The 25105-nt window shown below is 66.9% G+C and carries 27 protein-coding genes; 7 read left to right on the top strand and 20 right to left on the bottom strand.

Going from position 1 to position 25105, the window contains the following annotated elements; all coding sequences use genetic code 11:
• Positions 1–23: 23 nt before the first annotated feature.
• Positions 24–983, top strand: a complete 960-nt coding sequence (locus VAR608DRAFT_RS17885; protein ID WP_088955277.1) for an ornithine cyclodeaminase family protein — start codon at positions 24–26, stop codon at positions 981–983.
• Here VAR608DRAFT_RS17885 and pcaF read toward each other — a convergent pair.
• The 3 genes from pcaF to VAR608DRAFT_RS17870 all read right to left on the bottom strand — a co-directional run bounded on the left by pcaF (position 964) and on the right by VAR608DRAFT_RS17870 (position 3641).
• Positions 964–2169 (bottom strand): 3-oxoadipyl-CoA thiolase, encoded by a 1206-nt coding sequence (gene pcaF, locus VAR608DRAFT_RS17880; RefSeq protein WP_088955276.1) that lies wholly within the window; start codon positions 2167–2169, stop codon positions 964–966. The two genes, VAR608DRAFT_RS17885 and pcaF, sit on opposite strands and share 20 nt — an antisense overlap.
• 37 nt (positions 2170–2206) lie before the next feature.
• Complete coding sequence (locus tag VAR608DRAFT_RS17875) at positions 2207–2857, bottom strand: 3-oxoacid CoA-transferase subunit B (RefSeq protein WP_088955275.1); 651 nt, start codon at positions 2855–2857, stop codon at positions 2207–2209.
• 85 nt (positions 2858–2942) lie between these two features.
• Positions 2943–3641 carry a 3-oxoacid CoA-transferase subunit A gene (locus tag VAR608DRAFT_RS17870; protein WP_088955274.1) on the bottom strand — a complete coding sequence of 233 codons (699 nt, stop codon included), beginning with the start codon at positions 3639–3641 and terminating at the stop codon, positions 2943–2945.
• Positions 3642–3769: 128 nt separating this feature from the next.
• Here VAR608DRAFT_RS17870 and VAR608DRAFT_RS17865 point away from each other — a divergent pair, with 128 nt between their 5' ends.
• Positions 3770–4555, top strand: a complete 786-nt coding sequence (locus VAR608DRAFT_RS17865) for an IclR family transcriptional regulator domain-containing protein (RefSeq protein ID WP_088955273.1) — start codon at positions 3770–3772, stop codon at positions 4553–4555.
• 6 nt (positions 4556–4561) lie between these two features.
• Here VAR608DRAFT_RS17865 and VAR608DRAFT_RS17860 read toward each other — a convergent pair whose 3' ends face one another.
• Complete coding sequence (locus VAR608DRAFT_RS17860; protein WP_088955272.1) at positions 4562–5578, bottom strand: Bug family tripartite tricarboxylate transporter substrate binding protein; 1017 nt, start codon at positions 5576–5578, stop codon at positions 4562–4564.
• A 184-nt stretch (positions 5579–5762) separates the two neighbouring features.
• On the opposite strand from VAR608DRAFT_RS17860, the gene VAR608DRAFT_RS17855 reads away from it, so the two are divergent.
• On the top strand, positions 5763–6053 hold the full coding sequence (locus tag VAR608DRAFT_RS17855; protein WP_088955271.1) for a GYD domain-containing protein: 291 nt from the start codon (positions 5763–5765) through the stop codon (positions 6051–6053).
• A 3-nt stretch (positions 6054–6056) separates the two neighbouring features.
• On the opposite strand, the gene VAR608DRAFT_RS17850 is transcribed toward VAR608DRAFT_RS17855, so the two are convergent.
• The 15 genes from VAR608DRAFT_RS17850 to VAR608DRAFT_RS17780 form a co-directional block, all read right to left on the bottom strand.
• On the bottom strand, positions 6057–6824 hold the full coding sequence (locus VAR608DRAFT_RS17850; protein WP_088955270.1) for a class I SAM-dependent methyltransferase: 768 nt from the start codon (positions 6822–6824) through the stop codon (positions 6057–6059).
• A gap of 36 nt (positions 6825–6860) precedes the next feature.
• Entirely contained in the window at positions 6861–7727 is an 867-nt protein-coding gene (locus VAR608DRAFT_RS17845; protein ID WP_088958837.1) for an intradiol ring-cleavage dioxygenase, read from the bottom strand.
• A complete protein-coding gene (locus VAR608DRAFT_RS17840; RefSeq protein ID WP_088955269.1) occupies positions 7711–8796 on the bottom strand; it encodes a branched-chain amino acid ABC transporter permease in 1086 nt (361 codons plus the stop codon). The genes VAR608DRAFT_RS17845 and VAR608DRAFT_RS17840 overlap by 17 nt, the downstream gene beginning before the upstream one ends.
• Before the next feature lie 4 nt (positions 8797–8800).
• Entirely contained in the window at positions 8801–9661 is an 861-nt protein-coding gene (locus VAR608DRAFT_RS17835; protein ID WP_088955268.1) for a branched-chain amino acid ABC transporter permease, read from the bottom strand.
• Positions 9662–9676: 15 nt separating this feature from the next.
• The gene (locus VAR608DRAFT_RS17830; protein ID WP_088955267.1) at positions 9677–10378 is read right to left on the bottom strand and encodes an ABC transporter ATP-binding protein; all 702 of its coding nucleotides are present in this window, start codon (positions 10376–10378) and stop codon (positions 9677–9679) included.
• The gene (locus VAR608DRAFT_RS17825) at positions 10375–11094 is read right to left on the bottom strand and encodes an ABC transporter ATP-binding protein (protein WP_088955266.1); all 720 of its coding nucleotides are present in this window, start codon (positions 11092–11094) and stop codon (positions 10375–10377) included. Before VAR608DRAFT_RS17825 ends, VAR608DRAFT_RS17830 begins: the two co-directional genes overlap by 4 nt.
• A gap of 28 nt (positions 11095–11122) precedes the next feature.
• Positions 11123–12382 (bottom strand): ABC transporter substrate-binding protein, encoded by a 1260-nt coding sequence (locus VAR608DRAFT_RS17820; RefSeq protein WP_088955265.1) that lies wholly within the window; start codon positions 12380–12382, stop codon positions 11123–11125.
• 51 nt (positions 12383–12433) lie between these two features.
• On the bottom strand, positions 12434–13501 hold the full coding sequence (locus VAR608DRAFT_RS17815; protein WP_088955264.1) for a maleylacetate reductase: 1068 nt from the start codon (positions 13499–13501) through the stop codon (positions 12434–12436).
• An 11-nt stretch (positions 13502–13512) separates the two neighbouring features.
• Positions 13513–14976 carry an aldehyde dehydrogenase family protein gene (locus VAR608DRAFT_RS17810; RefSeq protein ID WP_172843983.1) on the bottom strand — a complete coding sequence of 488 codons (1464 nt, stop codon included), beginning with the start codon at positions 14974–14976 and terminating at the stop codon, positions 13513–13515.
• 57 nt (positions 14977–15033) lie between these two features.
• Positions 15034–15504: a nuclear transport factor 2 family protein gene (locus tag VAR608DRAFT_RS17805; RefSeq protein ID WP_088955262.1), complete on the bottom strand. Its 471-nt coding sequence runs from the start codon at positions 15502–15504 to the stop codon at positions 15034–15036.
• A gap of 25 nt (positions 15505–15529) precedes the next feature.
• A complete protein-coding gene (locus VAR608DRAFT_RS17800; protein ID WP_231973542.1) occupies positions 15530–15907 on the bottom strand; it encodes a c-type cytochrome in 378 nt (125 codons plus the stop codon).
• Positions 15904–17646 (bottom strand): FAD-dependent oxidoreductase, encoded by a 1743-nt coding sequence (locus tag VAR608DRAFT_RS17795; protein ID WP_088955260.1) that lies wholly within the window; start codon positions 17644–17646, stop codon positions 15904–15906. The genes VAR608DRAFT_RS17800 and VAR608DRAFT_RS17795 overlap by 4 nt, the downstream gene beginning before the upstream one ends.
• A 57-nt stretch (positions 17647–17703) precedes the next feature.
• Complete coding sequence (locus VAR608DRAFT_RS17790) at positions 17704–18711, bottom strand: hydroxyquinol 1,2-dioxygenase (protein ID WP_088955259.1); 1008 nt, start codon at positions 18709–18711, stop codon at positions 17704–17706.
• Positions 18712–18724: 13 nt separating this feature from the next.
• Positions 18725–19234 carry a hydroxyquinol 1,2-dioxygenase gene (locus tag VAR608DRAFT_RS17785; RefSeq protein WP_088955258.1) on the bottom strand — a complete coding sequence of 170 codons (510 nt, stop codon included), beginning with the start codon at positions 19232–19234 and terminating at the stop codon, positions 18725–18727.
• A gap of 830 nt (positions 19235–20064) precedes the next feature.
• Entirely contained in the window at positions 20065–21012 is a 948-nt protein-coding gene (locus VAR608DRAFT_RS17780; RefSeq protein WP_088955257.1) for a LysR family transcriptional regulator, read from the bottom strand.
• 62 nt (positions 21013–21074) lie between these two features.
• On the opposite strand from VAR608DRAFT_RS17780, the gene VAR608DRAFT_RS17775 reads away from it, so the two are divergent.
• A complete protein-coding gene (locus VAR608DRAFT_RS17775; protein WP_088955256.1) occupies positions 21075–21509 on the top strand; it encodes a DUF1841 family protein in 435 nt (144 codons plus the stop codon).
• Positions 21510–21585: 76 nt separating this feature from the next.
• On the opposite strand, the gene VAR608DRAFT_RS17770 is transcribed toward VAR608DRAFT_RS17775, so the two are convergent.
• Positions 21586–22269: a c-type cytochrome gene (locus VAR608DRAFT_RS17770; RefSeq protein WP_088955255.1), complete on the bottom strand. Its 684-nt coding sequence runs from the start codon at positions 22267–22269 to the stop codon at positions 21586–21588.
• Between the two features lie 153 nt (positions 22270–22422).
• Between VAR608DRAFT_RS17770 and VAR608DRAFT_RS17765 the strand changes: the two genes are divergently transcribed.
• Genes VAR608DRAFT_RS17765 through VAR608DRAFT_RS17755 form a run of 3 tightly spaced genes read left to right on the top strand, consistent with a single transcriptional unit; the run spans position 22423 to position 25076 of the window.
• Positions 22423–23265, top strand: a complete 843-nt coding sequence (locus VAR608DRAFT_RS17765) for an AAA family ATPase (protein ID WP_088955254.1) — start codon at positions 22423–22425, stop codon at positions 23263–23265.
• Positions 23266–23273: 8 nt separating this feature from the next.
• A complete protein-coding gene (locus tag VAR608DRAFT_RS17760) occupies positions 23274–23882 on the top strand; it encodes a GNAT family N-acetyltransferase (RefSeq protein WP_088955253.1) in 609 nt (202 codons plus the stop codon).
• Between the two features lie 6 nt (positions 23883–23888).
• A complete protein-coding gene (locus VAR608DRAFT_RS17755) occupies positions 23889–25076 on the top strand; it encodes a vWA domain-containing protein (protein WP_088955252.1) in 1188 nt (395 codons plus the stop codon).
• Positions 25077–25105 lie beyond the last annotated feature (29 nt).

Here is a 25105-nt window from a genome sequence, read left to right as displayed (position 1 = left end):
CGCGAAGGCTACATTCTCCACTCATGCAGACCTTCGACGCGAAGCGGACCGGCGCCCACCTTGCCTTCGACCGGCTCGTGCCTGTCTTGCGCGAAGCGTTCGCGGCCGACACCTCGGTGCCGCCGCGCCATGTGCACACCGTCGCGTGCGGCGATGACCGCGGCACCGTGCTGATCATGCCGGCGTGGAGCGAGGCCGGCTTCCTCGGCATCAAGACGATCAACATCTTTCCCGGCAACGGCGCGCATGGACTGCCCGGGCTGCACGCGACCTATGTGCTGTACGACGCGCACACCGGCGTGCCGCTGGCCCAGATGGACGGCAACGAGATCACGGCGCACCGGACTGCCGCGGCATCGGCGCTGGGCGCTTCGTATCTCGCGCGCGAGGATGCATCGACGCTGCTGGTGCTCGGCACCGGCCGCATCGCGCGCCTGCTGCCGGCGGCCCATGCGATCGCACGGCCGATCCGCCGGCTGCGCGTCTGGAATCACCGGCCCGAGGGCGCGCGCTCGCTGGCTGCGCAATGGCGGCAGGCGGGCTGGGATGCCGAAGCGGTCGACGACCTGCCGGCCGCGGTGCATGCCGCCGACATCGTGAGCTGCGCAACCCTCGCGACCGCGCCGCTGGTCCGCGGCGAATGGCTTGCGCCCGGATCGCACCTCGACCTGATCGGCAGCTTCACGCCTGCGATGAAGGAGGCCGCCCCCTCCTGCTTCGCCGATGCGCGCGTCTTCGTCGATACCGATGAAGCGCCCACCAAGGCCGGCGACCTGCTCGACGCATTCGCCGCCAAGACGCTCGCGCCGGATGGCATCCAGGCCACGCTCGCGCAGCTCTGTCGAGCCGAACGGCCCGGGAGGCTTTCGGCGTCGGAGCGCACCGTGTTCAAGGCCGTCGGCAGCGCGCTCGAAGACCTCGCCGCCGCGACGCTGGTGTGGACCGGCGCCGCGGGCGAAGGAATCAGACGCGCTCGAGAATGACCGCGATGCCCTGGCCGACGCCGATGCACATCGTGCACAGCGCATAGCGGCCGCCGCCCTTGTGCAGCTGGTTGATCGCGGTGGTCGCGAGGCGGGCACCGCTGGCGCCCAGCGGATGGCCGAGCGCGATCGCGCCGCCGTTGATGTTGACGCGGGCGTCGTCGTCCTTGAGGCCCAGCAGGCGCAGCACCGCCAGACCTTGCGCGGCGAAGGCTTCGTTGAGCTCGATGACGTCGATCTGGTCGAGCTTGAGGCCCGTCTGCGCGAGCACCTTCTGCGTCGCCGGCGCGGGGCCGATGCCCATGATGCGCGGCGCCACGCCGGCGGTCGCCATGCCGACCACGCGGGCGCGCGGCGTGAGGCCGTTCCTGGCTGCCGTCGCTTCGTCGGCGAGCAGCAGCGCGCAGGCGCCGTCGTTCACGCCGCTGGCATTGCCGGCAGTCACGGTGCCGTCGGGGCGCACCACGCCCTTGAGCTTGGCCAGCGCCTCGAGGCTGGTGTCGCGCGGATGCTCGTCCTTGGCGACGATGATCGGATCGCCCTTCTTCTGCGCCACGCTGACGGGCACGATCTCGGCGACGAAGAAGCCGGACTTCTGCGCCGCGACGGCGCGCTGCTGCGAAGCCAGCGCCATGCGGTCCTGCGCCTCGCGCTCGATCTTGTAGTCGGTGGCGACGTTCTCGGCCGTCTCGGGCATCGAATCGACGCCGTACTGCGCCTTCATCAGCTTGTTGACGAACCGCCAGCCGATGGTGGTGTCGTACACCGCGTTGTTGCGGCTGAAGGCGCTCTCGGCCTTGGGCATCACGAAGGGCGCGCGGCTCATGCTTTCGACGCCGCCCGCGATCATCAGGCCGGCTTCGCCCGCCTTGATCGCACGCGCGGCGCTGCCGACCGCATCGAGGCCCGAGCCGCACAGGCGGTTGATGGTGCCGCCGCCGACTTCGATCGGCAGGCCCGCGAGCAGGCCGGCCATGCGCGCCACGTTGCGGTTGTCTTCGCCGGCCTGGTTGGCGCAGCCGTAGAGCACGTCGGCGACCGCTTGCCAGTCGACGTTCTTGTTGCGCTCCATGAGGGCCTTGATCGGCACTGCGGCGAGGTCGTCGGCGCGAACGCTAGCGAGCGCGCCGCCGTAGCGGCCAAAGGGCGTGCGGATGGCGTCGCAGATGAAGGCTTCATTGGTCATGATGTGTGTCTCTCTCGAGTCGGTTCAGGGATTCGATTCAAACGGCGATCGGCAGGCCGACCAGCTTTTCGAGTTCGGCATGCCCGAGGCCGTCGACCTTGTCGATCAGCTTCAGGCCCGAAGGCGTGCATTCGATGGTCGCGAGATCGGAGTACACCCGCTTCACGCAGGCGATGCCGGTCAGGGGATAGGTGCATTTCTCGACGATCTTGCTTTCCCCCTTCTTGGTCAGCAGATCCATCATGACCCAGGTCTGCTTGGCGCCGATCGCGAGGTCCATCGCACCGCCCACGGCGGGAATTGCGCCCTCTTCGCCGGTACTCCAGTTCGCGAGGTCGCCGGTGGCCGACACCTGGAACGCGCCGAGCACGCAGATGTCGAGATGGCCGCCGCGCATCATCGCGAAGCTGTCGGCGTGGTGGAAGTAGGCGCCGCCCGGCAGCAGGGTCACGGGCTGCTTGCCGGCGTTGATGAGGTCGTAGTCCTCCTGCCCTTCGGCGGGCGCAGGGCCCATGCCGAGGATGCCGTTCTCGCTGTGCAGGATCACTTCGCGGCCGGCCGGCAGGTGGTTGGCGACCAGCGTCGGCTGGCCGATGCCGAGGTTGACGACGGCGCCGTCGAAGATGTCCTGCGCGACGCGCGCGGCGAGCTGGTCCTTGGTGCGGCGGACGTAGTTGGTCATGGTCATGCCTCCCGCCGAGCCGCCTCAAGGGAGGCATGCGCCCCCTCGGGGGGCAACGAATACACGAAGTGATGAGTGTGGGAGTACATGTTCATGCCTTCTTGAAGCCGCCCGCCTGGGTGGCGACGCGGTCGATCTTGACGATCCGGTGGACGAAGATGCCGGGCGTGACGATGGTCTCGGGGTCCATCTCGCCGAGTTCGGCTATCTCGTGCACGGTGGCGATGGTGCGGCTCGAGGCCATGGCCATCACCGGGCCGAAGTTGCGCGCGGCCTTGCGGTAGCTCAGGTTGCCCCAGCGGTCGCCGCGCTCGGCCTTGATGAGCGCGACGTCGCCACGGATCGGGTATTCGAGCACGTACTGCTTGCCGTCGATCTCGCGCGTTTCGCGCTCGCCCGCGAGCTCCGTGCCGAAGCCGGTCGGGCAGAAGAAGGCGCCGATGCCTGCGCCGGCGGCGCGGATGCGCTCGGCCAGGTTGCCCTGGGGCACCAGTTCGAGTTCGAGCTTGCCCGTGCGGTACAGCTCGTCGAAGACGTAGCTGTCGGCCTGGCGCGGGAAGCTGCAGATGATCTTGCGCACGCGGCCCGCCTTGAGCAGCGCGGCCAGGCCCGTGTCGCCGTTGCCTGCGTTGTTGTTGACCACGGTGAGGTCCCTGGCGCCCTGCTCGATCAGGCCGTCGATGAGCTCGCCGGGAATGCCGGCGGTGCCGAATCCGCCGATCAGCACCGTGGCGCCGTCCTGGATGCCGGCCATCGCGTCGGCGATCGAGCGCGCGATCTTGTTGATCATGAATCTGTCTTTCGGGAAGGGAAGAAGCCGGTTGAGAACTCGAACGCCCTGGCTTGGGAACATGTCGTCGATTTGTTCGATAGACGAACAAGTGTTCGTATAATGAATTCTAGAGAAGATCCCCACCCATGGCAACCCACAAGAAACAACCCGTTGCACCCGCACCCGGCGACAGCTACGTGCAGTCCTTCGCCCGCGGGCTGCAGGTGATCCGCTCCTTCAGCTCGAAGGCGCCGCGCCAGACGCTCACCGAGGTCGCGGCCGCGAGCGGCCTCACGCGGGCAGGGGCGCGGCGCATCCTGCTCACCCTGCAGACGCTGGGGTATGTGGCGTCCGACGGCAAGCTGTTCAGCCTCACGCCGCGCATCCTCGACCTGGGGTTCGCGTACCTCTCGTCGATGCCGATCTGGGACCGCGCCGAGCCCGTCATGGAAGCGCTGGTCCAGCAGGTGCGGGAATCGTGTTCGGCCGCAGTGCTCGATGCGACCGACATCGTCTACGTGCTGCGCGTGCCGACGCAGAAGATCATGCGGCTCAGCCTCGGCGTGGGTTCGCGCCTGCCGGCCTACTGCACCTCGATGGGCCGGCTGCTGCTCGCCGATCTCGACGACGACGAGATCCACGAGCGGCTGTCCGCTTCGACGCGCGAGGCCTTCACCAAGCACACCGTGACGGACCTCGACGCGCTCTTCGCCAAGGTGATGCAGGCGCGGCGGCAGGGCTGGTGCCTGGTCAACCAGGAACTGGAGGAAGGCCTGATCTCGATCGCGGCGCCGATCGTCGATCGCGCCGGCCGCACCGTGGCGGCGCTCAACATCAGCGGACAGGCCAACCGCACGAGCGCGAAGGTGATGCAGGAAACGATGCTGCCTGCGCTCCTGGATTCGGCGCGGACGATTTCGCGCCTGCTGTAGCGGCGCCTAGGCGTCCGAGCGGATGCCGCGCATCAGGATCACGCCACCGAGCTGCGTGGTGTCGGTGCGCATGCGGTAGGCCAGCGACTGCGGCGTGCCCGCATTCGCCTGCCAGCCGGCGGATAGCAGGCGCTCCTTGACTTCGGTGGAGTGGACGACCTCCAAGAGCGCGGCATTGAGCTTGGCGACCGCGGCCTGCGGCAGGCTCGCAGGCGCGGCGATCGCGGTCCAGATTTCGAGATCGGCGCCACGCACATTGGCCTCGCGCAGCGTCGGCAGTTCGGCAAAGAGCGGACTGCGTTCCGGCGAGGTCACGCCCACCGCCTTGAGCTTGCCCGACTTCACGTGCGGCTTGGCCAGGCCCGGCGGCAGCAGCGCCAGCTGGATCTTGCCGGCGAGCATCGCCTCGATGACCTGGGGGTTGCCGGTGAACGGCGCATGCACCGCGCGGATGCTGGTGCGGGTCTTCAAGAGCTCCATGCCCAGGTGGCCGACGGTACCGACGCCCGGCGTGCCGTACTTGCCCGTATCGCCGAGGTTGCGCGCCCACAGCAGCAGTTGTTCGGGATTGGAGCCCTCGGCGTCGCCCGACACCGCAAGCACCAGCGGCGCGGTGCCGATCAGGCTGACCGGCGAGAAGTCCTTCTCGGGATCGAAGGGCGTCTTCGGATTGAGCAGCTTCGCGATCGTGAGATTGCCGTTGATCAGCGCGCCGATGGTGTGGTCGTCCTGCGCCTTCGCGACCTGGTCGGCCGCGAGATTGCCGCTCGCGCCGGGGCGGTTCTCGACCACCACCGGCTGGCCGAGCAGCTTGGACAGCGGCTCGGCGATGGCCCGGGCCGCGAGGTCCGGCGAAGCGCCGGCCGGGAACCCGACCAGGAGCCGCACCGGCTTGTTCGGCCACGCCGCGGGGCCCGCGGCAGCGCGGGGAGCGCTGCGTGCACGCGACGCATCCTGGGCCCAGGCGCCCGAAGCGCAGAAGGTGGCGGCGAAGGCTTGCAGGAGGCGGCGTTTCGTGAGCATGAGGGCGGGGAAATCGTCAGTCTGGAAAGTAACAGGACGTTACGCGACGCCCCCTCCCCGTGCAAGTCAGCCCAAATGATTCGTTTCGAGCGTCCCACCCCCGTGACGGTTCGCTGAAAGAGTGGCGCGACCAGCGCCACGGGTCTAGACTTTTGGCCCCTTATCTGCCAACGGAGGCAGCATCATGGCCACTTTCATTTCCCTCCTCAACTTCACGGACCAGGGCATCCGCAACGTCAAGGAGTCGCCCAACCGTGCCGAAGCCTTCACCGCCCTGGCCACGAAGGCGGGCCTGAGCGTGAAGAGCATCCACTGGACCTCGGGCAGCTACGACCTCGTGGTCGTGACGGAAGGCAGCGACGAGGCGGCGATGGCTTCACTGCTGAGTCTGGGTGCGCTCGGCAACGTCCGGTCGCAAACGCTGCGTGCCTACGGCGCGGCGGAGATGAAGAAGATCATCTCGCAGATGCCGTGAGACTCAGGCCGGCTTGACCGCCGTGTACTCCGAGAAGATGCCGAGCTCGGTGTGGCGGTCGACCTGCTCGAAGCCCGCGTTGCCGAGGGCTTCGAGCACCAGGCTTGGGACGATGCACGCCTCGATCGTGTCCCAATAGAAGCGCCAGAGTTCCGCCGTGTCGTGCCGGTGGGCCACCACCTTGGCGATCACCGGCACCACGCTGCGCATGTAGGCCTTGAGCACCGCCGTGCCGACGCGGCCCGCGGGCTTGGTGATTTCGAGCACCAGCAGACGCCCGCCCGGGCGCAGCACACGGAAGAACTCGGCGAACGCCGCGTTCACGTCAGAGATGTGCCGCAGCGCGTAGCCCATGCTGACGAAGTCGCAGCTCGCATCGGGCCGGGGCAGTGCTTCGGCGCGGCCCTGCACCAGTTCCACGCCGGCGAGCGCCACCTCGCCCATCATGCCGGGGCTCGGGTCGACGCCGACCAGCCGGCCCTCCGGCCCGATGAGCCTCTGCGCCTCGCGCGCGACCAGCCCGGTGCCGATGCCGACGTCGAGCACCTCGTCGCCCTCGCGCAGCCCGGCGCGCTGCAGCGCCGCGCGCCGGTACCAGGGGCCCGAACCCATCGCGAGCACGCGCTCGATGCGGTCGTAGTCGGGTGCGGTGTCGTCGAAGATGCGGCGCAGGAACCGCTGGTGGTCCGCTTCGTCGCCGTAATAGTCGTGCAACGGCGCGTGGGGGGGCAGCGCCTCGTTCGAGGCGGCGGGGGAATGCGGTTCCTGCATGCGGGCGATTATGGCGGTCCGCCAGACCGGCGTCGATCAGTGCGGGCCAGGCTCCAGAACGAATTCGAAGCCCAGCGTGTGGAAGCGTCCCGCCTGCCTGCTCCCGTCCGGCGCGACGCCGTCGGGGCGCGACGCGAAGTTGCCGATGAGCGAACTGCGCACGCCGAACACCGCATCGCTGTCGAGGTAGGGATCGTCGCCGCGGAACACATGCGTGATCAGCGTCTCGTAGCCCGGCGCCTGGATCATGAAATGCACATGCGCGGGACGCCACGGATGCCGCTTCGTGGCCTTCAGCATCACGCCCACCGGGCCGTCGGTCGGGATCGGGTAGGCCACCGGCATCACGCCGCGGAACCACAGGCGTCCCTTCGCATCGGTGCGGAATACCGCGCGCCCCTGCGGCCGGTCGAGCCCGGCGCGCTGCACGTCGTAGAAGCCTTCGGCATCGGCTTCCCACACATCCACTACGGCATCGGCGACGGGCTCGCCATCGCGCCCGCGCACGGTCGCGTTGACGAACAGCGGCTCGCCCTTCGCGCCGCCGGAGATGTCGTCACCCAACGCCAGTTGTGGCGCACCCTGCACATGAAAGGGCCCGAACACGGTCGCTTCGGTCGCCTCTGCGCTCTTCGCGTGGTTGAGCGCGACGACCAGCATCGACAGCCCCAGCGTATCCGACAGCAGGATGAACTCCTGCCGCTTGTCGCTGCACTTGTGGCCTGTCGCGGTCAGGAAGTCGATGCCCGCGGCCCATTCGGCCTCGGTCAGCTTCACCTCGCGCGCGAAGTCGTGCATGTGGCGCACCAGCGCCGACATGATTTCCTTGAGGCGAGGACTCGGGCACTCCGCCATGCGATCGAGCACGGCCGCGGTGATGGTGTTCTCATTGATGTTTCGCATGAGCATGGAACTCCAGGTTGGATGCATGGGACGAGGGAGCCGCCGGCATCGCGCGCTTGGGCATCGCCGCATCGCGCAGCACCAGCCGCCGCTGCTTCGGGAAGAGCGACCAGCCCCAGCGCTGCTGGGCGAAGCCCCACAGCCCCTGCTTGAAGAAGATGGTGGTCACGATCGCGAGCAGGCCCAGGCCGAGCAGATACCAGGTGCCGTAGTCGCTCAGGAACTTGTTGAGCGCCCAGAAGATGACCGCCCCGACGATCGGCCCCTCGATGCGCCCGATACCGCCGATCACCACCATGAAGATCGCGAACGCGGTCCAGTTGACGCTGAAGGCCGCATCGGGGCTGATGCGCAGGTTGCCGACGAAGTAGAGCGCGCCCGCGAGCCCCGCGCCGAAGGCCGCGACGACGTACACCGCGAGCTTCATGCGCGCGACCGGGATGCCTTGCGACTCGGCCGCCACTTCGTTGTCGCGGATCGCGAGCAGCGCCAGGCCCCGCTTGCTGCGCAGGAACAAATACACCAGCGCAACCGCCGCCACGACGCAGGCCAGCGCCATCCAGTAGGTGACGCTCTCGCGCGTCGCGCGCTCGATGCCGCGCAGCGCCGTGAGCGTGGTGCCGGAGCCGCCGCCCACCGCCGACACATTGGCGAAACTGAGCCGGAACACCTCCGCGATCACCCAGGTGCCGATCGCGAAGTAGCCGCCAGACAGCCGGAACGCCACGAACGACACCGGCACCGCGATCAGCCCCGCCGCCAGCGCCCCGATCGGAATCGCGATGAACGGATTGAGTCCGGCGAAGTTGCCGAGGATCAGCATCACGTAGCCGCCGAAGCCGAAGAAGGCCTGCTGCCCGATGCTCACCATGCCGCCGTAGCCCGCGAGCAGGTTCCACATCATCGCGAAGATGAAGTAGCAGGCGATCTCGACGAACTCGCGCATCCAGCTCGATTCGCCCCAGAACGGCAGACTCGCCGCAACGGCCACGAGCGCGACCGCCAGCCACGCCGCCAGGCGGCTCGCGGCCGTGTTGCGCACCACGTCGAAGGAAGGAAGTGCCGTCATCTCGTCATCCACGGGTTTTGGGGAACAGTCCCTGCGGCCTCAGGACCAGGATCAGCAGGAACACCAGATGCCCGACCCAGATGCCCCAGCCCGGGTCGAGACGGAAGCCGATCTGCTGCGTGATGCCGAGGATCATCGCGCCGGCGAGCGTGCCCCAGAAGGAGCCCATGCCGCCGATGATCACGGCCTCGAACGCAAAGAGCAGCAGCAGCGGCCCATCGGAAGGCGACACCGTCGTGCGCATGCCTTGCAGCGCACCGGCGATCGCGATCAGCACGAAGGCGATGGCGGTCGCCAGCGCATAGACCTTCTTCGCATTGAGCCCCATGAGCTCGGCGATCTCGCGATCGTCCGACACCGCACGGAACGAACGCCCGATCGCGGTGTTCGCGAACAGCCATTGCAGCCCGCCCGTCGCGACCAGCGCGACCGCGAGGATGATCAGCGGCAGCACGCCCACCGACAGCGATTCGCCCAGGTGCAGGCCCTGCGTGTTGAGCCCGCCGGTCTCGATCGAGCGCGGATCGGCGGAGAAGAGTTCCAGGAGCAGGTTCTGGATCACGATCGACAACCCGAAGGTCACGACCAGCGAAGGCAGCGGGTCCTTTCCCAGCGTGCCGTTGAGCACGTAGCGCTGCAGCACGTAGCCGAAGCCGAAGGCCAGCGGCAGCACTGCGAGGGAGATCATGAGCGGCGCGTCACCGAACAGCGCGGTGCCCGCGATCACGGCGAAGGCACCCAGGATGATGAAGTCGCCCTGCGCGGTGTTGGTCAGGCGCATGACGCCGAACATCAGCGACTGGCCGAGCGCGAACAGCGTGTAGAGGCCGCCGAGCAGCACGCCCTGGACGATGGTTTCAAGCACTGAATGTCTCCCCGCTCAGAGGCCGAAGTAGGCCTGCGAGATCTGTTCGCGCGTGAGCGCATCGGAACGCCCCGAAAGCGACACACGCCCTTCCTGCAGGCAATAGATGCGCCTGGACACGCGCTGCGCCATGGTCACGTCCTGCTCGACGATCACCACGGTCATGCCTTCGCGCACCAGCGTCGGCATCGCGGCGTAGATCTCGTGGATCACGATCGGCGCGAGGCCGAGCGAGAGTTCGTCGCACAGCAGGAGCTCGGGGTTGCTCATCAGCGCGCGTCCGAGCGCGACCATCTGCTGCTGCCCGCCCGAGAGCGCGGTGCCGGGGTTGTGGCGCTTCTCCGCCAGGATCGGGAACAGCTCGTAGACGCGCGCAAGGCTCCACGGCCCCTTGCGGGCGGTGAGTCCGCCGATCTGCAGGTTCTCCTCCACGCTCAGGCTCGGGAACAGGCGCCGGCCTTCCGGCACCATCGCCAGCCCCCTCCGCACGATCTCGCCGGGCGCGAGGCCGCCGATCGCCTCGCCCTTGAACTGGATCGCCTCGCGCGGCGCGCGCACCAGCCCGGTGAGGCACTTGAGCAAGGTCGACTTGCCCGCGCCGTTGGCGCCGATGATCGCGACCACCTCGCCCTGCGAGAGCGAGAAGTCGACGCCGAACAGCGCCTGCGCGTCGCCGTAGAAGGCCTTGAGCCCTTGCGTAGCGAGTAGTGCCGTCATGCTTCCACCCCCATGTACACGCGCCGCACTTCGGGGTCGTTCATCACCGCCCGCGGCTCGCCCTCCGCGAGCTTCTGGCCGAAGTTGATGACGAAGAGCCGGTCGGCCAGCGAGAGCAGCGCGTGCACCACGTGCTCGATCCAGATCATGGTCACGCCGCGCGCCTTGATCTGCCTGAGCTCCTCGACGAGCTGCTTCGCCTCGGGCTCGGTGAGCCCGCCCGCGATCTCGTCGAGCAGCAGCAGCTTGGGCCGCGTCGCGAGGGCGCGCGCGAGTTCGAGCCGCTTGCGATCGAGCAGCGTCAGCCCGCCGGCCGGCTTGTTGGCATGCGCCATCAGGCCGGTCTGCACGAGGACTTCGTGCGCGGTCTGCCATGCCTCCTGTTCGCGCTCCTGCGCGCCGAAGCAGGCGGCGGTCACGAGGTTCTCGAACACGCTCATGTTGCCGAAGGGCTGCGGCACCTGGTAGCTGCGGCCGATGCCCGCGTGGCAGCGCTGGTGCGGTTTCAGCGCGGTCACGTCGGCGCCGTCGTATTCGACGCGGCCGGCATCCACGCGCGCATCGCCCGAGATCAGGTTGAACAGCGTGGTCTTGCCGGCGCCGTTGGGCCCGAGGATGCCCAGCGTCTCGCCCTCGGTCACCGCGAGCGAGATGTCGTCGGTGACCTTGAGCGCGCCGTAGGACTTGCTCACGGCATGAAGGACCAGGAGGGGCATCGCTCGAATTCCTCTTGTCGTGGCGCGATCAGGTCGGCATCGCCCGGAGCGTGCCGGCGGTCGGAATACTGGGCGCCGCCTCGTTGTTCACGATGGTCAGCTCGTACTTGAACTTCTTGCCCTTGCCCCACTGCCCCAGCACCAGCGGCGTCTTGCTGACGTTCTTGAACGGACCTGGCCCGCCCCACTTCACCTGTCCGACGACGGTGTGGAGCGAGGTCGCCGCCACCGCGTCGCGCACATCCGCCGCCTTTGTCGACTTGGCGCGCGAAAGCGTATCGGCGGCCACCTCGAAGAGCGCATGCGCGAAGCCGATCGGCTGCGTCCACTGCTTCTTCGTGCCGGCCTCGTAGGCCTCGGAGAGCGACTTGGCGCTCTGCTTCGTCAGGCTCGAGGTGAAGGGATGCGACGGGCTCCACCAGACCTCGGTCGAAAGGCCATCGCCCAGATCGCCGAGCGCCTCGATCGCGCCCGGGAACAGCAGCGCCTTGCCGAGCGTGATGACTTTCGGGCGGAAGCCTTGCTGCCTGGCCTGCGTGAGGAAGGTCTTGGCATCGGGCGGGATCACCACGCCGGTGACGATCTCGACGCCGCCGCTCTTGAAGGCTGCGATCTGGGCGCTGAAGTCCTGCGTGCCGTTCTGGAAACGGCCCGGATCGATGAGCGTGAAGCCCATCTGCGACAGGGGCTTCGGAAAGCCCAGCTCCTTGTCGCCCCAGGCGTTGCCGTCGCCGTCGTTCGGGAACAGGCCGCCGACCTTCTTGTTGGTCGGCACCGTCTTCCAGCCGTTGGTGAAGTTCGCGATGACGTCCTCCAGCCCCCAGAACAGGTGGTACGTCCAGTCGAAGCCCTTGGCCGGATTGCCCTTGCGGCCGAAGAACCACGGCTGCCAGGGCACCACGCTGGAGATGCACGGCAGCTCGTTGAGCTCGCAGGCATCGCTGACCGGATTGGCGGTCTCGGGGGTGCCTGCGGTGAGCACCAGCGCCACCTTGTCCTTGAGGATCAGGTCGTTGGCCACTTCGCCCGCGCGGTTCGGGTTGGACTGGCTGTCCTTGAGCACGATCTGCACCGCGTACTTCTTGCCGCCGATCGGGATGCCGTCCTTGAAGGCGGCCTTCATCTGGTCGATGACCCACTTGTCGGCCTCGCCGAAGGGCGCGAGCGGCCCGGTCTGCGGCGACACGTAGCCGATCTTGATGGTGTCGGCAGCGAAGGCGCGCGGCACGGCACTGGTGGCGGCCAGCGCAGCGGCGGCCTGGGTGAACTGTCTGCGATTCAATGTCATGGTCGTCTCCTTTTCTCTTCTTTCTCTTCCAGCACAAAAAATCGCGGGGATTCAGCGCGGCGGATCGCCGTCGAAGGCGCGCTGCAGCAGCGCGCGGATCGCATCGCGCTCGGCGGCCCCGAAGGGCCGCGGGTTCCAGTAGGGGTTGCCGACGGCAATGTCGGCGGCGCGGTCGAGGTCCTCGGCCTTCATGCCGATGTCCTTGAGCGCGATGGGGGCGCCGTTGTCGCGCGCCAGCGCCTGCAGGCCCGCCGGGGCGGCTGCGGCGCCGAGCGCCTTTGCGATGCGCGCCATCGCGCGCGGCGCGGCCTCGGCGTTGAAGGCGATCGCATGCGGCAGCACCACGGTGTGCACTTCGGCATGCGGCAGGTTGAAGCTGCCGCCGAGCGTGTGGCAGAGCTTGTGATGCAGCGCCATGCCGACGCTACCGAGCACCGTGCCGCAGAGCCAGGCGCCGTAGAGCGCATCGGCGCGCGCCTCGATGTCGTCGGGCTGCCGGCGGATCAGCGGCAGCGCGCGGGCGATCGCGGCGATGCCTTCCTCGGCCATCAGGTCCATCACCGGATTGCTGTCCTGCGCGTAGAGCCCCTCGGCCGCATGCGCGATCGCGTTGATGCCGCTGGTCACGCTCAGGCCCACCGGCAGGCTGCGCGAGAGCTCGGGGTCGTAGATCACGGTGCGCGGCAGCACGCGCGGGTCCTTGCCGGTCTTCTTGAGGCCGGCTTCGGTGAGGCCGTAGATCGGCGTCATCTCGCTGCCCGCGTAGGTGGTCGGTATCGCGAGGATCGGCAGGCCCGAATCGAGCGCGATCGCCTTGCCGAGCCCGGTGGTCGAGCCGCCGCCGATCGCCACCGCGCAGTCCGCACCGAGCCGTCTTGCGACCTCGCGCGCCTCACGCGCCGTCTCGATCGGCACATGCATCACCGCGCGATCGAAAACGCCAGCCGCATGCGCGCCGAGCATGTCGGCCACGCGCTCGGCCTGGCCGCGCTGCTCGGGCGTCGACAGCACGAGCGCACGTTTCGCGCCCAGCGCATCGATCTCGCGTGCCAGGTGACGCAGCGAGCCCGCGCCGAAGACGACTCGTTGCGGATGGCTGGTGTAGACGAAGTCGCGCATGGCGTTCTTCTTCAGCGCACGAAGTGCGGCGGGACCTGCGCGTCGATGTTCACCCACACGCTCTTGACCTGCGTGTACTCCCGCATCGCATCGAAGCCCATCTCGCGGCCATAGCCGCTCTGGCCGACGCCGCCGAAAGGCGAGCCGGGGTTCACGCGCTTGTAGCTGTTGATCCAGACCATGCCCGCGTGCAGGTCGCGCGCCACCTTGTGGGCGCGCTGCAGGTTGCTGGTCCACAGGCCGCTGCCGAGGCCGTAGTCGGTGCCGTTGGCGATCTCCATCGCCTCCTCGTCGTTGCTGAAAGTGAGCACGGTGACGAAGGGGCCGAAGACTTCTTCCTGCGCCACCCGGTCGCGAAACGACTTCGCGCGCACGATGGTCGGCTCGACATAGCAGCCGCCCTGCAGCTCGCCGCCCGGCGCCTTGCCGCCGGCGAGCACGTCGCCGCCCTCGCCCTTGGCGACCTCGACGTAGCTCAGCACGCGCTCCTGGTGCTGTGCGCTGGTGAGCGGGCCCATCTCGGTCGCATCGTCGAGCGGATTGCCGAGGCGGATCGACTTCGCGAGCGGCAGGAACCTGTCCAGGAATTCGTCGGCGATCTTCTCGTGCAGCATCAGCCGCGAGCCCGCGATGCAGGCCTGCCCCTGGTTGTGGAAGATGGCCCAGGCGCTGCCGTTGACCGCGGCGGGCAGGAAGGCATCCTCGAACACGATGTTCGGCCCCTTGCCGCCGAGTTCGAGCTGCACCTTCTTCAGGTTGCCCGCGCTGGCCTGCACCACGCGCCTTCCGGTCGCGGTGCTGCCGGTGAAGGCGATCTTCGCGATCTCCGGATGCTCGGCGATGTACTGCCCGACCACATGGCCGAGCCCCGGCACCATGTTGACCACGCCGTCGGGCATGCCGGCCTCGGCCATCAGCTCGACGATCTTGAGCGAACTCAGCGGCGTGATTTCCGCCGGCTTCATCACGATGCAGTTGCCGGCCGCGAGCGCCGGGCCCATCTTCCAGCTCGTGAACATCAGCGGGAAGTTCCACGGCACCACCTGCCCGACGATGCCGACCGGCTCGCGCAGCGTGTAGTTGAGGAAGCCCGCCTCGACCGGAATGGTCTCGCCCTGGAACTTGTCGGCCATGCCGCCGAAGTAGCGGAAGCACGCAGCCGTGCGCGGCACGTCGAGCTTGCGCGAATCGCGCACCGGGTGGCCGGTGTCGAGCGATTCGAGGCGCGCGAGCTCTTCGGTGTTGGCTTCGATCAGGTCGGCCAGCTTCAGCAGGATGCGCCCGCGGTCCGCCGCCGCCATGCGGCTCCAGGCCGGAAACGCGCGCTTCGCAGCCGTCACCGCCTTGTCGACGTCGGCCTTGCCGGCCAGCGCGACATCGGCAATGGTCGAGTTGTCGTGCGGATTCAGCGTCGCGAGCGTCTCGCCCGACTCGGCATCGACGAAGCGGCCGTCGATGAAGAGCTGGTGGCGGATCGGTGTCTTCAGGCCCGCGGCCTGCTGGATGTCTGCGAGGTTCATGGCGTCAGGTGTTCATTCGGTCTTGCCGGCAAGCCAGGGATAACGGGCCGTGTCCTTGCCCGCATAGTCGGGGTCGAGATAGATGAAGCAGCGCTGGATCAGCCAATCGCGCACCTCGAACACGTCGCACCAGCGGCCCGCGCCCCACTCGGGCACGCCGGCGCGCCAGGGGCCGTCCGCGTGCTCGCCGTAGCTCGTGCCTTCGCAGGCGAAGAGGTCGGTGTGCGTCATGATCCAGTTGAAGCCCGCGTAGTCGTGCCGGATGGACTTGCCGCGGCTGCCGACCTCGCCGAACAGCTTGCCGATCTGCTCCTTGCCGTTCGCGAGGCCCCACTTGGGGAAGTACACCTGCGCGTCGTCCGCGAACAGATCGAGGATCGATCCGCCGGAGGACGTGACGCCGCCGTTGTCATAGGCCTTGAGGTATTCGAGGGCCACCGACTTGCGCTGCTCGTCGGTCATGGTTTGACGTGTGAGTGCCATGGTGCGTCTCCTTGCTTGGGTTGAGTCACTTGAGCGATTGGATGTAGTCGACCAGCGCGGCGCGCTTCTTCGGGTCGTCCTGGAAATAGGCCATCGTGCTGCCCGGAGCGACGGCCTGGGAGTCCGTCAGCCAGCGTTCGAGCAGGGCGCGATCCCAGGTCTTGTCCTTCATGGCCGCGACGTACTGCTTCGAATAGGTGAAGCCCGGGCTCGCCGCCGCCTGGCGGCCGAGCAGGCCGAACAGGTTCGGCCCGACGCCGTTCGGTTCGCCCTTGCCGAAGGTATGGCACTGGGTGCAGGCGGCCTGCGCGAGGCGCTCGCCCGGCGACTGGGCATGCGCCGCGATCGCCCAGAAGGCCAGCAGGCCGAGCGCGAGGGTGGAGGCAAGTCGGCGTTTCATCATGCTGCGCTCGCGGTTTCGGCGTGCGCCGCGTTGGCGGCACGGTACGAGAAGGCGATGATCGGACCCAGCGTGGCGCCGCCCGCCCAGTAGGCGCGGCCCGAGGCCGAGGCCACGCAGTTGCCGACGCCGTAGAGCCCCGGGATCGGCTGGTCGCGCGCATCGAGCACGCGGCCGTGCGTGTCCGTCTTCGGGCCGCCCTTGGTGTCCAGGGTGCCCGGCACGACCAGCGCGGCGTAGTACGGCCCCGCGTCCGAGATCGGCCACATGGTGGGGTTGCTGCGGCCCGGCTCCTCTTTCACGTCGCCATTGAACAGCAGCTCGACCACGCGCTCGCCGCGCTTGAAGTCCAGGTCCTTGCCGGTCTTGGCGAATCCGTTGAAGCGCGCGATCGCGGCCTGCAGGTTCGGCAGGAAGTCTGCCGAGAGCTTCGCACCGCCGGTCACGCCTGCGTACTTGGCCATGCGTTCGTCGATCGCCCGGGCCAGCTCCGCGAGCGTGGCGCCCTTGATCACGTGGCGGTCGTCGGTGCCCGGCGGAACAATCAGCCGGCCGTACTCGGCGCTCGCCGAATGGTCCTGCGAACGCTGGTCCCACACCGCGACGCGGACCAGGTTGGGGTACTCGGCCCTGGCGCCGTCCCATTCGAAGAAGGTCTGGGCCAGCTCGTTGTACTGCAGCTTCTCGTTGGCGGTGCGCCGGCCGTACTTGTTGACGAAGATCATCGAGTCCCCGGCCACCGAGAACATGCCCGACATCGATCCGTCGCGGGCCACCGCCTTCTCGAGCGGCACGGGGCAGCTCCAGGCGTAGTTCATGTTGCGCAGCTGGGCGCCCAGCGCACCCGCCATCTGGACGAAATCGCCTTCGTTGCTGGGTGCGGCGCAGCCACCGTAGATCGGGCCGCTCAGGAAGTTCTTGCGCAGTTCCACGTTGTGCGTGAATCCGCCGGTCGCGAAGATCACGGCCTTGCGGGCGCGGATGCGCGTCACGGCACCGAGCTCGTCCTCGGCCTCGACGCCGATCACGCGGCCGGCCGGGTTCTGCAGGATCTTTTTCACCCGCATGCCGGTGCGGATCGGGATGCCTTCCTGGCGCGCCTTGCTCGACATGGTGCGCACCGCGACCAGGCCGCCGTCGGACATGCTGGGAATGGCCTCGGCCGGCACCAGCACACGGCCCTTGGGCGCCTTGTCCTCGGGCAGTTCGGCGAAGTAGTCCGGCACGTCGGGCACGTGGCGGTAGGGCAGCGCGCCCTTGGCGGCGAGCAGCTCGGCCGCCGGCGAGGCGCTGTCGTAAATGGCGCCGCACATGTCGTATTCCCACTGCGTCAGGCCGTAGCGCGGATGTGCGGGATCGAAGCCCTGCGGATTCGACAGCCGCGCCACGTACTTCAGGAAGTCCGGCTTCGGATCGGCGATGCCGGCCTTCTTCATGGCCTCGTTGTTCGGAACCCAGTACCAGAAGGCCGCCTTCGCGGTGGTGCCGCCGATGCTGCCCGCCTTCTCGAGGATCACGGCGGTGTTGCCTTGCCAGCGCGAGAAGAGCGCCGAGGCCAGGCCGCCGCAGCCGCTGCCGCAGACCACCATGTCGTAGCTTGCGTCGAAGGCCTGTGCCGCTTCGGCGGGGGCTGCCGACAGCCCCAGCGATGCGGCAGCGACGGCCGCCGAGCCAATGCCTGCCTGTTGCATGAAAAGTCGGCGCGAGGCTGCGCCGGCACCTGACCGGATGGGGTCTGCCATGTCGATGTCTCCTTGTGGTGGCGCCGCGCGGCCGGGCCGCGCGCGGGCCGGGGCGAACTAGAACTGGACCGGGATCTCCGGGCTCTCGCCCTTCTGGATCTCGTAGACGAGGCTGGGCGACCCGTTCTCCCAGACCAGCAGCATCGAGCGCTTCGGGCTGTAGCCCTGATGGCGGCAGTAGGCGGGCATGGCGGCCATGTCGCCGGCCTTCATGATCACGCGCGCCATGGGCTTGCCGGTGTTCTTGTCGCCGCAGTCCCAGTGGATCTCGTCGGTCATCTGGAAGAACCACTCGACGCGGTCGTTGCCGTGGATGATCGGCAGGATGTGCTCCTCGGTGGTCGGGCACATGTAGCTGTACTTCACGACCGAGGTGAAGCTCGGGTTCCACGTCACCTGCGAGCGGCTCAGGAAGCCGAAGAGGTTGAAGGCATGCACCTCGTTCTCGAAACCGGGCTCGGGATGCAGTTCGGGCTGGCTCTGCGGCACGTCGGCGAAGGCGCGGTTGATCGGGGCGCCGCGCTCGTCGCTGCGCAGGTCGAGGTCGCCCTTCAGGCCGACGCAGCGCTTGGCCAGTTCGCGGGCGCGGGTGATCTTCGCGGTGTTGTTGCCGTTCTTGCGGCCGTAGGGCGTGCCGGTTTCCTGCGGCGCGGCGAAGGGGTCGAAGGTCTGGTTGGTCCAGTCGTCGAGCATCGCCTCGAAGGTGGCGCGGATCTGCGCGGTCGGGAAGTTCTCCAAGAGGTCGATGCCGGCCTCCTTCATCGTGCCGTTGTAGCTGCCGGCGTAGAGGTCCACCGACTGGTAGTGGTTGACCGTGCCGACCACGTCGTCGAAATTGACCCAGCCGTAGAAGAAGCCCCAGGCCACGTCGCGCATCAATGCGCGCAGGTAGTTGCCGACGTCCATCGTGTGACTCATCGGCCGGCCGTCGCGGGTCTTCCAGGTGATGTGGGCGAAGTACTCGTCGCGGTGGAAGCCGAAGCTGCCAAGCGTGAAATCCTTGTAGCCGAGCGTGGCGTCCGGCTTGGACGCGATGACCTTGGCGAGTTCAGCGGGTGCGTTCATGTTTGTCTCCTGGTCAATGCGTCTGGCAGATGTCGGCCCACTTCTCTACGGAGAGGTCGCCCTTGCACGTCTGAAGGACGATGACGCCGGGCTCGCCGGCGACGCGGAACTGGTAGGCGGTGTTCTTGGGCAGCAGGCCCTGGTGCCCGCGCGTGAGCTTCATCCAGCCCATCGTCTGGCCCTTGGGCTCGCCCTTCACGAGCACGGCGCCGTTCTTCTCGGTGTCCTGCACGGTCTGGCCGGCGTCGAGCTTCACGAGGTGCACCTCGACCTCGCCGTCCATCACCAGCGCGAACTCGTCATGCGCGCTGGTGTACCAGGGCGACGTGCCTTCGGCGCGCAGCGTCTCCAGCACATAGATCTGGTTCTGGCCGAACACCACCTTCTCGTAGGGCTTGCTCTTGTTCGCGATGTCGAAGCAGTTCGAAAACGCGTAGTGGCGCACGTCGTCGGCGATCGGCTCGACGTGGCCCTTGTCGTAATGCTTGAGCGACCCGAAACGGGTCTGGTAGGCAGCGGTCATGTGGGTCTCCTGGGGTGCCAACGGTGCAGCGATCGGGCTGCGGTGAAGGAACTTTAGGAAACGGAACCCGCCTTTGGTAGGGATCAAATGCGGGCCGCATTGTTCGGTGGATCCGATCAATCGGCAGGGTTTACCCGGGATACCTCTACTGCCAATTGCCGCTTTTCTGCCCGGCTTTGAGCCAAGCGAATTCGTCTATTTCAGGAGAAATTTCTTCCGCCCATTTCTACCCGCGGAGGAATGACTCGTAATTAGGATGAAATCTCACATTTTTGAAAGGCTTGGCGTTACTCGCTCCAGGCTTCCGACGCCGTTCTTGATTTACCAGCCGATGAAAGGAATATGAGCGTACTGTTAATAATCATCTGCACAGTGGCCGCATACGAGTTTCATAAAAGAAAGAGACACGCTATCGCTCTCATCTTTGAAGCTATCGCTCTCATCTTTGATGCGGCTTCCATAATTTTCATAGTTTTGTCTCTAGAGGCGTATGAGACTCGCTGGTAGTTTGACCTTGGCTGCATCGTTGGCGCTTGCCGGCTGCTTCGCCTCGACGCAGACCGTGGAGGTACGCATCACGCCCGATGCGTATCAAGTAGGTGACGTCAAATCGGCGCTCGCAACGCCCGCCGTGGACGAGGTGGTGCGCATCAATCCTCGCCGGGTTTGGTGATGTGCCGCACCACACCGCCGGCCAAGATCATTCAATTCGAGATCGAACTCAGAGCGCGCAACAAGGCCGAACTACAAGGGACTCACACGGACCAAGGATGTCCGGCATAGCGACCGTCCAGCCCGCGGCGTTGCAGAGCCGGATCGAGTGATCGGCGTCAGTCCGCAATCAGCCCCTCGGGGATCATTCCGCGATCGATCATGGCCGCATCCCAAGGCGGCACCTTCGTGAATGCAGCCGTGAGATGCTCGATGAAGAGCCGCAGCTTGAACGCATTGCGCGAGGTCCCCGCGTAGACCGCATTGAGCGAGAAAGACGACAGCTGGTGCTCGGCCAGCACCACCTGCAGCTCGCCGCGCAGGATCGCGTCGCCCGCCACCAGCGTGGGCAGGCACACGATGCCGGCGTGCTCCATGGCGTACTCGCGCAGCAGGTGCACGCTGTTGGTCAGGAGCGCGGCGCTCATGTAGAGCGTGACCTGCTCGCCCGCGTGATGGAAGGTCCAGCGGTCGCGTGTCGGGTAGCCCGAATAGAGCCCGAGCGTGTGCTTGTGCAGGTCGCGCGGGCTTTCCGGCACGCCGTGCGCGCGCAGGTACTCGGGCGTGGCGCAGAACACGCGGCGCACCGGGAAGAGCGGACGCGACACGAGTTCGGTCGAGGCGGCCGGGAAGATCTGCAGCGCGCAATCGACGCCGGCCTTGACCGGATCGACCACGGCATCGCTCACGATCAGCTCGAGGTGGATGTCCGGGAAGCCGACCTGGAACGCGCGCAGCAGCGTCGCGAAGTGGCCGAGCACGAAGCCCGTCAGCGCATGGATGCGCAGGGTGCCGGTCGGACCGGCGCGTGCGTCGCGCATCTGGTCCATGAGGTCGTTGGCCCGCCCGACCAGTTCGGTGCAGTCGCGCAGGAACGCCTGGCCCACGTCACTGAGCCGCACCACGCGCGTGCTGCGGTGAAAAAGGGGTGCGCCGACGTGGTCCTCGAGCTGCTTCACGCGAGTGGTGACCACCGACTTGGCGACGCGCATCTGCCGCGCGGCCTCGGCGAAGCTCTGGGTCTGCGCGACGCGCACGAAGGTCTCGATGTTTTCCAGGCGATCCATGAACCGGCAATGTAGCCGCGGGCCGGCCTGTGCGCAGTGAGGGTCGGTGCTAACCTCTGCCCATGTTCAATCCCACCCAGGAAGAAGTCCGCCGCTTCTTCTGCGACGTCTTCGCCAAGAGCCGGCGCGGCGAGCCGATGGAAGCGCTCGAGATCATCGCCGCCCGCTGGATCGACGAGCACCCCGAATACCACGCCGACCTCGCCGATGCCGATGCGGCCGCCCTGCGCGTCTACGACGGCAAGGACGGGCGCGAGAACCCGTTCCTGCATCTGTCGATGCACCTGTCGATCAGCGAGCAGTGCTCGATCGACCAGCCGCGCGGCATCCGGCAGGCCGTCGAGCTCTTGGCCAAGCGGCGCGATTCGCTGATGGACGCCCATCACGAGGCCATGGAATGCCTCGGCCAGATGATGTGGGAGAGCCAGCGCGCCGGCCGCGCGCCCGATGGCGAGGGCTACGTGGCCTGCGTCCAGCGGCGGGCGACACGGGACTGATCCGCCGCGGTCGCCACACAAACGACAAAGCCCGCATTTCGGCGGGCTTTGATTCTGGTGAAGCGATGCGCGAGGCTTACTTGGCTTCGTGGAAACGCGATTCCGGCACCGTCTTCAGGTCGCCGGGCAGCGCGCTGATGTAGCTCGTGAGCTCCTTGATTTCCGCATTGGTGAACTTCTTCGCCTGGCTGCCCATCACGGGGTGCGCGCGGCCGATCTGCATGCGGTTCTGGACCTTGTACGACTTCAGCGCGACATAGAGATAGTCGGCATGCTGGCCGGCCAGCTTCGGGACCGAGCCGTCGTTCGGCGTGTTGAAGTTGGCGCCGTGGCACTTGGTGCAGGAGTTGTCCTTGTCGCGCGCGATCAGGTCCGCAACGCGCGGGCTCGGCGCGGCGGCGGTGGCCGGCGGCGGCGCGTCGCCTTCCTTGAGACCGAGCTGGCTGTAATAGGCGGCCAGATCGGCGATGTCCTGCTCGCTCAGGGTGTCCGCGATGGCGTGCATGGTGGGGTGCTTGCGCTCGCCGCCCTTGTACTGGGTGAGCGCGGAAACGATGTAGGTGGCGCTCTGGCCCGCAATCATCGGGACCTTGTGGATCTCGGGGAAGCTGGCCTGGTAGCCGATGATGCCGTGGCAGCCGGTGCACATGGCAACCTTCTTGGCGCCTGCTTCCGCGTTGCCGGTGATCTTCTGTGCCTGGGCCGAGACCGTCACGCAAGCGACAGTGAAGGCAAACATCGTGGTCAACAACTTCTTCATTTTGCGCGCACAATCTCGTGGAGTTTTAGGGCAAATCAACGTTTGATTATATGGGTCGCCCTTGTCGGAACCCATGCGGCGGCCTCCCCGAGCGGCTCGCATCGCGAATCGATGTTGTGTTCCACCAACCAACCATCCCGCTCGAAGCCATCCATGAAATTCAAGGGTTCAGACAACTACGTCGCCACACAGGATCTGATGCTCGCGGTCAACGCGGCCATCACGCTCAAACGACCGCTGCTCGTCAAGGGTGAGCCGGGCACCGGCAAGACGATGCTCGCGGAAGAAGTGTCGCAGGCGCTCAACCTGCCGCTCCTGCAGTGGCACATCAAGTCCACCACCAAGGCGCAGCAGGGCCTCTATGAATACGACGCGGTGAGCCGCCTGCGCGATTCGCAGCTCGGCGACGCGCGCGTGAAGGACATCCACAACTACATCGTCAAGGGCGTGCTGTGGCAGGCGTTCACGGCCGACGAGCCGGTGGCGCTGCTGATCGACGAGATCGACAAGGCCGACATCGAATTCCCCAACGACCTGCTGCGCGAGCTCGACCGCATGGAGTTCTACTGCTACGAGACGCACGAGCTGGTTCGCGCCAAACACCGGCCGGTGGTCTTCATCACCTCCAACAACGAGAAGGAACTGCCCGACGCCTTCCTGCGCCGCTGCTTCTTCCACTACATCAAGTTCCCCGACGCGGAGACGATGAAGAGCATCGTCGCGGTGCACTTCCCCGACCTCAAGCACGAGCTGCTCGCGGCGGCGATGAAGACCTTCTACGACGTGCGCAACCTGCCCGGCCTGAAGAAGAAGCCCTCGACCTCCGAGCTGCTCGACTGGCTCAAGCTGCTGGTCGCCGAGGACATCCCGCTCGAGGCGCTGCAAAGCAAGGACGACAAGGTCGCCGTGCCGCCGCTGGTGGGCGCGCTGCTCAAGAACGAGCAGGACGTGACGCTGTTCGAGAAGCTCGTCTTCATGCAGCGCCACAACCGCTGAAGGCTGCGATGGCCTTCGTCGAACCTGTCACCCTCAAGGCGCGCGGCATCGCGCTGGTGCCGCTCTCGCTCGACCACGAAGAAGGCCTGCGCGCAGCGGCGGCCGACGGCGAGCTGTGGAACATCCGCGTGACCTCGGTGCCAGAGCCGCACGAAACGCGCGCCTACATCGAGAGCGCACTGAAGATGCGCGAGGACGGCAACCGCTTCGCCTTCGCAGTGACCGACGAGGCCACCGGCACGGTGCTCGGCAGCACGAGCTACCACGACATCCTGCCGGCCGTGAAGCGCGTCGAGATCGGCTACACCTGGTACGCCAGGCGCTGCCAGCGCACGCACGTCAACACCACCTGCAAGCTGCTGATGCTCACGCATGCCTTCGATGCGCTCGGCTGCCATGTGGTGGGCTGGCGCACCGACAACTTCAACCATGCATCGCAGCGCGCCATCGAGCGCCTCGGCGCCAGGAAGGACGGCGTGATCCGCGGCCACGCGCTGCGCCGGGACGGCACGATCCGCGACACCGTGATGTACAGCCTGCGCTCGGGCGAATGGCCCGAGGTGCGCGCCCAGCTGAATTACCTGCTGGACAAGCCCCGGCCGCAGGGAGAGGAGTGATTCGCCATGCTGATCGACTTCTTCTACACCCTGCGTTCGGCCAAGCTGCCGGTGTCGGTCAAGGAATACCTGACCCTGCTCGAAGCGCTGCAGGCCGATGTCGTCGGTCCCAATTCCGATGATGCGTTCAGTCTCGACGACTTCTACTACCTCTCGCGCACCGCGCTGGTGAAGGACGAGAAGCACTTCGACAAGTTCGACCGCGCCTTCGCCGCCTACTTCAAGGGCGTGGAGATGCTGACCGACTTCACCAAGGACGTGCCGCTCGACTGGCTGCGCAAGACACTGGAGCGCGAGTTCACCGCCGAGGAAAAGGCCAAGATCGAGAAGATGGGCTGGGACGAGCTCATGGAGACGCTGAAGAAGCGCTTCGAGGAGCAGAAGGAACGCCACGAGGGCGGCAGCAAGTGGATCGGCACCGGCGGCACCTCGCCCTTCGGCCATGGCGGCTACAACCCGCAGGGCGTGCGCATCGGCGGCGCGGGCAAGAACCGAAGCGCGGTGAAGGTGTGGGAACAGCGCGCCTACAAGGACTACGACGACAGCCAGGAACTCGGCACGCGCAACATCAAGATGGCCTTGCGCAAGCTTCGCAAGTTCGCGCGTGAAGGCCACGAGGACGAGCTGGATCTCGAAGAAACCATCAGCAAGACCGCCGCCAATGCGGGCTACCTCGACATCAAGATGCGGCCCGAGCGCCACAACAACGTGAAGGTGCTGCTGCTGATGGACGTGGGCGGCACGATGGACGAGCACATCCAGCGCGTCGAGGAGCTGTTCTCGGCCGTCAAGACCGAGTTCAAGCACCTGGAGTTCTACTACTTCCACAACTGCGTCTACGACTTCATGTGGAAGAACAACCGCCGGCGCTACTCCGAGAAGTTCCCGACCTGGGACATCATCCGCAAGTACAACAAGGACTACAAGCTGGTCTTCGTCGGCGACGCCACCATGAGCCCCTACGAGATCCTCCAGCCCGGCGGCAGCGTCGAATACAACAACGAGGAAGCCGGCGCGGAGTGGCTCCAGCGCCTCACGCACGCCTTCCCGAAATTCGCGTGGATCAACCCCGAGCCGCAGGGCGTCTGGCAATACCGCCAGAGCATCGCGGTGATCCAGCAACTGGTGTCGAACCGCATGTTCCCGCTGACCCTGCGCGGACTCGAGGACGCGATGCGGCTCTTGTCCAAATAGTTCGCGCCCGAAGCGGCGCCCCATGCTGT

It is taken from the genome of Variovorax sp. HW608 (assembly GCF_900090195.1).
Taxonomy (GTDB): Bacteria; Pseudomonadota; Gammaproteobacteria; order Burkholderiales; family Burkholderiaceae_C; genus Variovorax.
This window is presented reverse-complemented; position numbering and strand designations above follow the sequence as displayed.

Bases quoted from the DNA above. Each gene is read 5' to 3' on its own strand.
- VAR608DRAFT_RS17885 (WP_088955277.1), top strand. From the start codon at position 24: ATGCAGACCTTCGACGCGAAGCGGACCGGCGCCCACCTTGCCTTCGAC.
- pcaF (WP_088955276.1), bottom strand. From the start codon at position 2,169: ATGACCAATGAAGCCTTCATCTGCGACGCCATCCGCACGCCCTTTGGC.
- VAR608DRAFT_RS17875 (WP_088955275.1), bottom strand. From the start codon at position 2,857: ATGACCATGACCAACTACGTCCGCCGCACCAAGGACCAGCTCGCCGCG.
- VAR608DRAFT_RS17870 (WP_088955274.1), bottom strand. From the start codon at position 3,641: ATGATCAACAAGATCGCGCGCTCGATCGCCGACGCGATGGCCGGCATC.
- VAR608DRAFT_RS17865 (WP_088955273.1), top strand. From the start codon at position 3,770: ATGGCAACCCACAAGAAACAACCCGTTGCACCCGCACCCGGCGACAGC.
- VAR608DRAFT_RS17860 (WP_088955272.1), bottom strand. From the start codon at position 5,578: ATGCTCACGAAACGCCGCCTCCTGCAAGCCTTCGCCGCCACCTTCTGC.
- VAR608DRAFT_RS17855 (WP_088955271.1), top strand. From the start codon at position 5,763: ATGGCCACTTTCATTTCCCTCCTCAACTTCACGGACCAGGGCATCCGC.
- VAR608DRAFT_RS17850 (WP_088955270.1), bottom strand. From the start codon at position 6,824: ATGCAGGAACCGCATTCCCCCGCCGCCTCGAACGAGGCGCTGCCCCCC.
- VAR608DRAFT_RS17845 (WP_088958837.1), bottom strand. From the start codon at position 7,727: ATGCGAAACATCAATGAGAACACCATCACCGCGGCCGTGCTCGATCGC.
- VAR608DRAFT_RS17840 (WP_088955269.1), bottom strand. From the start codon at position 8,796: ATGACGGCACTTCCTTCCTTCGACGTGGTGCGCAACACGGCCGCGAGC.
- VAR608DRAFT_RS17830 (WP_088955267.1), bottom strand. From the start codon at position 10,378: ATGACGGCACTACTCGCTACGCAAGGGCTCAAGGCCTTCTACGGCGAC.
- VAR608DRAFT_RS17825 (WP_088955266.1), bottom strand. From the start codon at position 11,094: ATGCCCCTCCTGGTCCTTCATGCCGTGAGCAAGTCCTACGGCGCGCTC.
- VAR608DRAFT_RS17820 (WP_088955265.1), bottom strand. From the start codon at position 12,382: ATGACATTGAATCGCAGACAGTTCACCCAGGCCGCCGCTGCGCTGGCC.
- VAR608DRAFT_RS17815 (WP_088955264.1), bottom strand. From the start codon at position 13,501: ATGCGCGACTTCGTCTACACCAGCCATCCGCAACGAGTCGTCTTCGGC.
- VAR608DRAFT_RS17805 (WP_088955262.1), bottom strand. From the start codon at position 15,504: ATGGCACTCACACGTCAAACCATGACCGACGAGCAGCGCAAGTCGGTG.
- VAR608DRAFT_RS17800 (WP_231973542.1), bottom strand. From the start codon at position 15,907: ATGATGAAACGCCGACTTGCCTCCACCCTCGCGCTCGGCCTGCTGGCC.
- VAR608DRAFT_RS17795 (WP_088955260.1), bottom strand. From the start codon at position 17,646: ATGGCAGACCCCATCCGGTCAGGTGCCGGCGCAGCCTCGCGCCGACTT.
- VAR608DRAFT_RS17790 (WP_088955259.1), bottom strand. From the start codon at position 18,711: ATGAACGCACCCGCTGAACTCGCCAAGGTCATCGCGTCCAAGCCGGAC.
- VAR608DRAFT_RS17785 (WP_088955258.1), bottom strand. From the start codon at position 19,234: ATGACCGCTGCCTACCAGACCCGTTTCGGGTCGCTCAAGCATTACGAC.
- VAR608DRAFT_RS17780 (WP_088955257.1), bottom strand. From the start codon at position 21,012: ATGGATCGCCTGGAAAACATCGAGACCTTCGTGCGCGTCGCGCAGACC.
- VAR608DRAFT_RS17775 (WP_088955256.1), top strand. From the start codon at position 21,075: ATGTTCAATCCCACCCAGGAAGAAGTCCGCCGCTTCTTCTGCGACGTC.
- VAR608DRAFT_RS17770 (WP_088955255.1), bottom strand. From the start codon at position 22,269: ATGAAGAAGTTGTTGACCACGATGTTTGCCTTCACTGTCGCTTGCGTG.
- VAR608DRAFT_RS17765 (WP_088955254.1), top strand. From the start codon at position 22,423: ATGAAATTCAAGGGTTCAGACAACTACGTCGCCACACAGGATCTGATG.
- VAR608DRAFT_RS17760 (WP_088955253.1), top strand. From the start codon at position 23,274: ATGGCCTTCGTCGAACCTGTCACCCTCAAGGCGCGCGGCATCGCGCTG.
- VAR608DRAFT_RS17755 (WP_088955252.1), top strand. From the start codon at position 23,889: ATGCTGATCGACTTCTTCTACACCCTGCGTTCGGCCAAGCTGCCGGTG.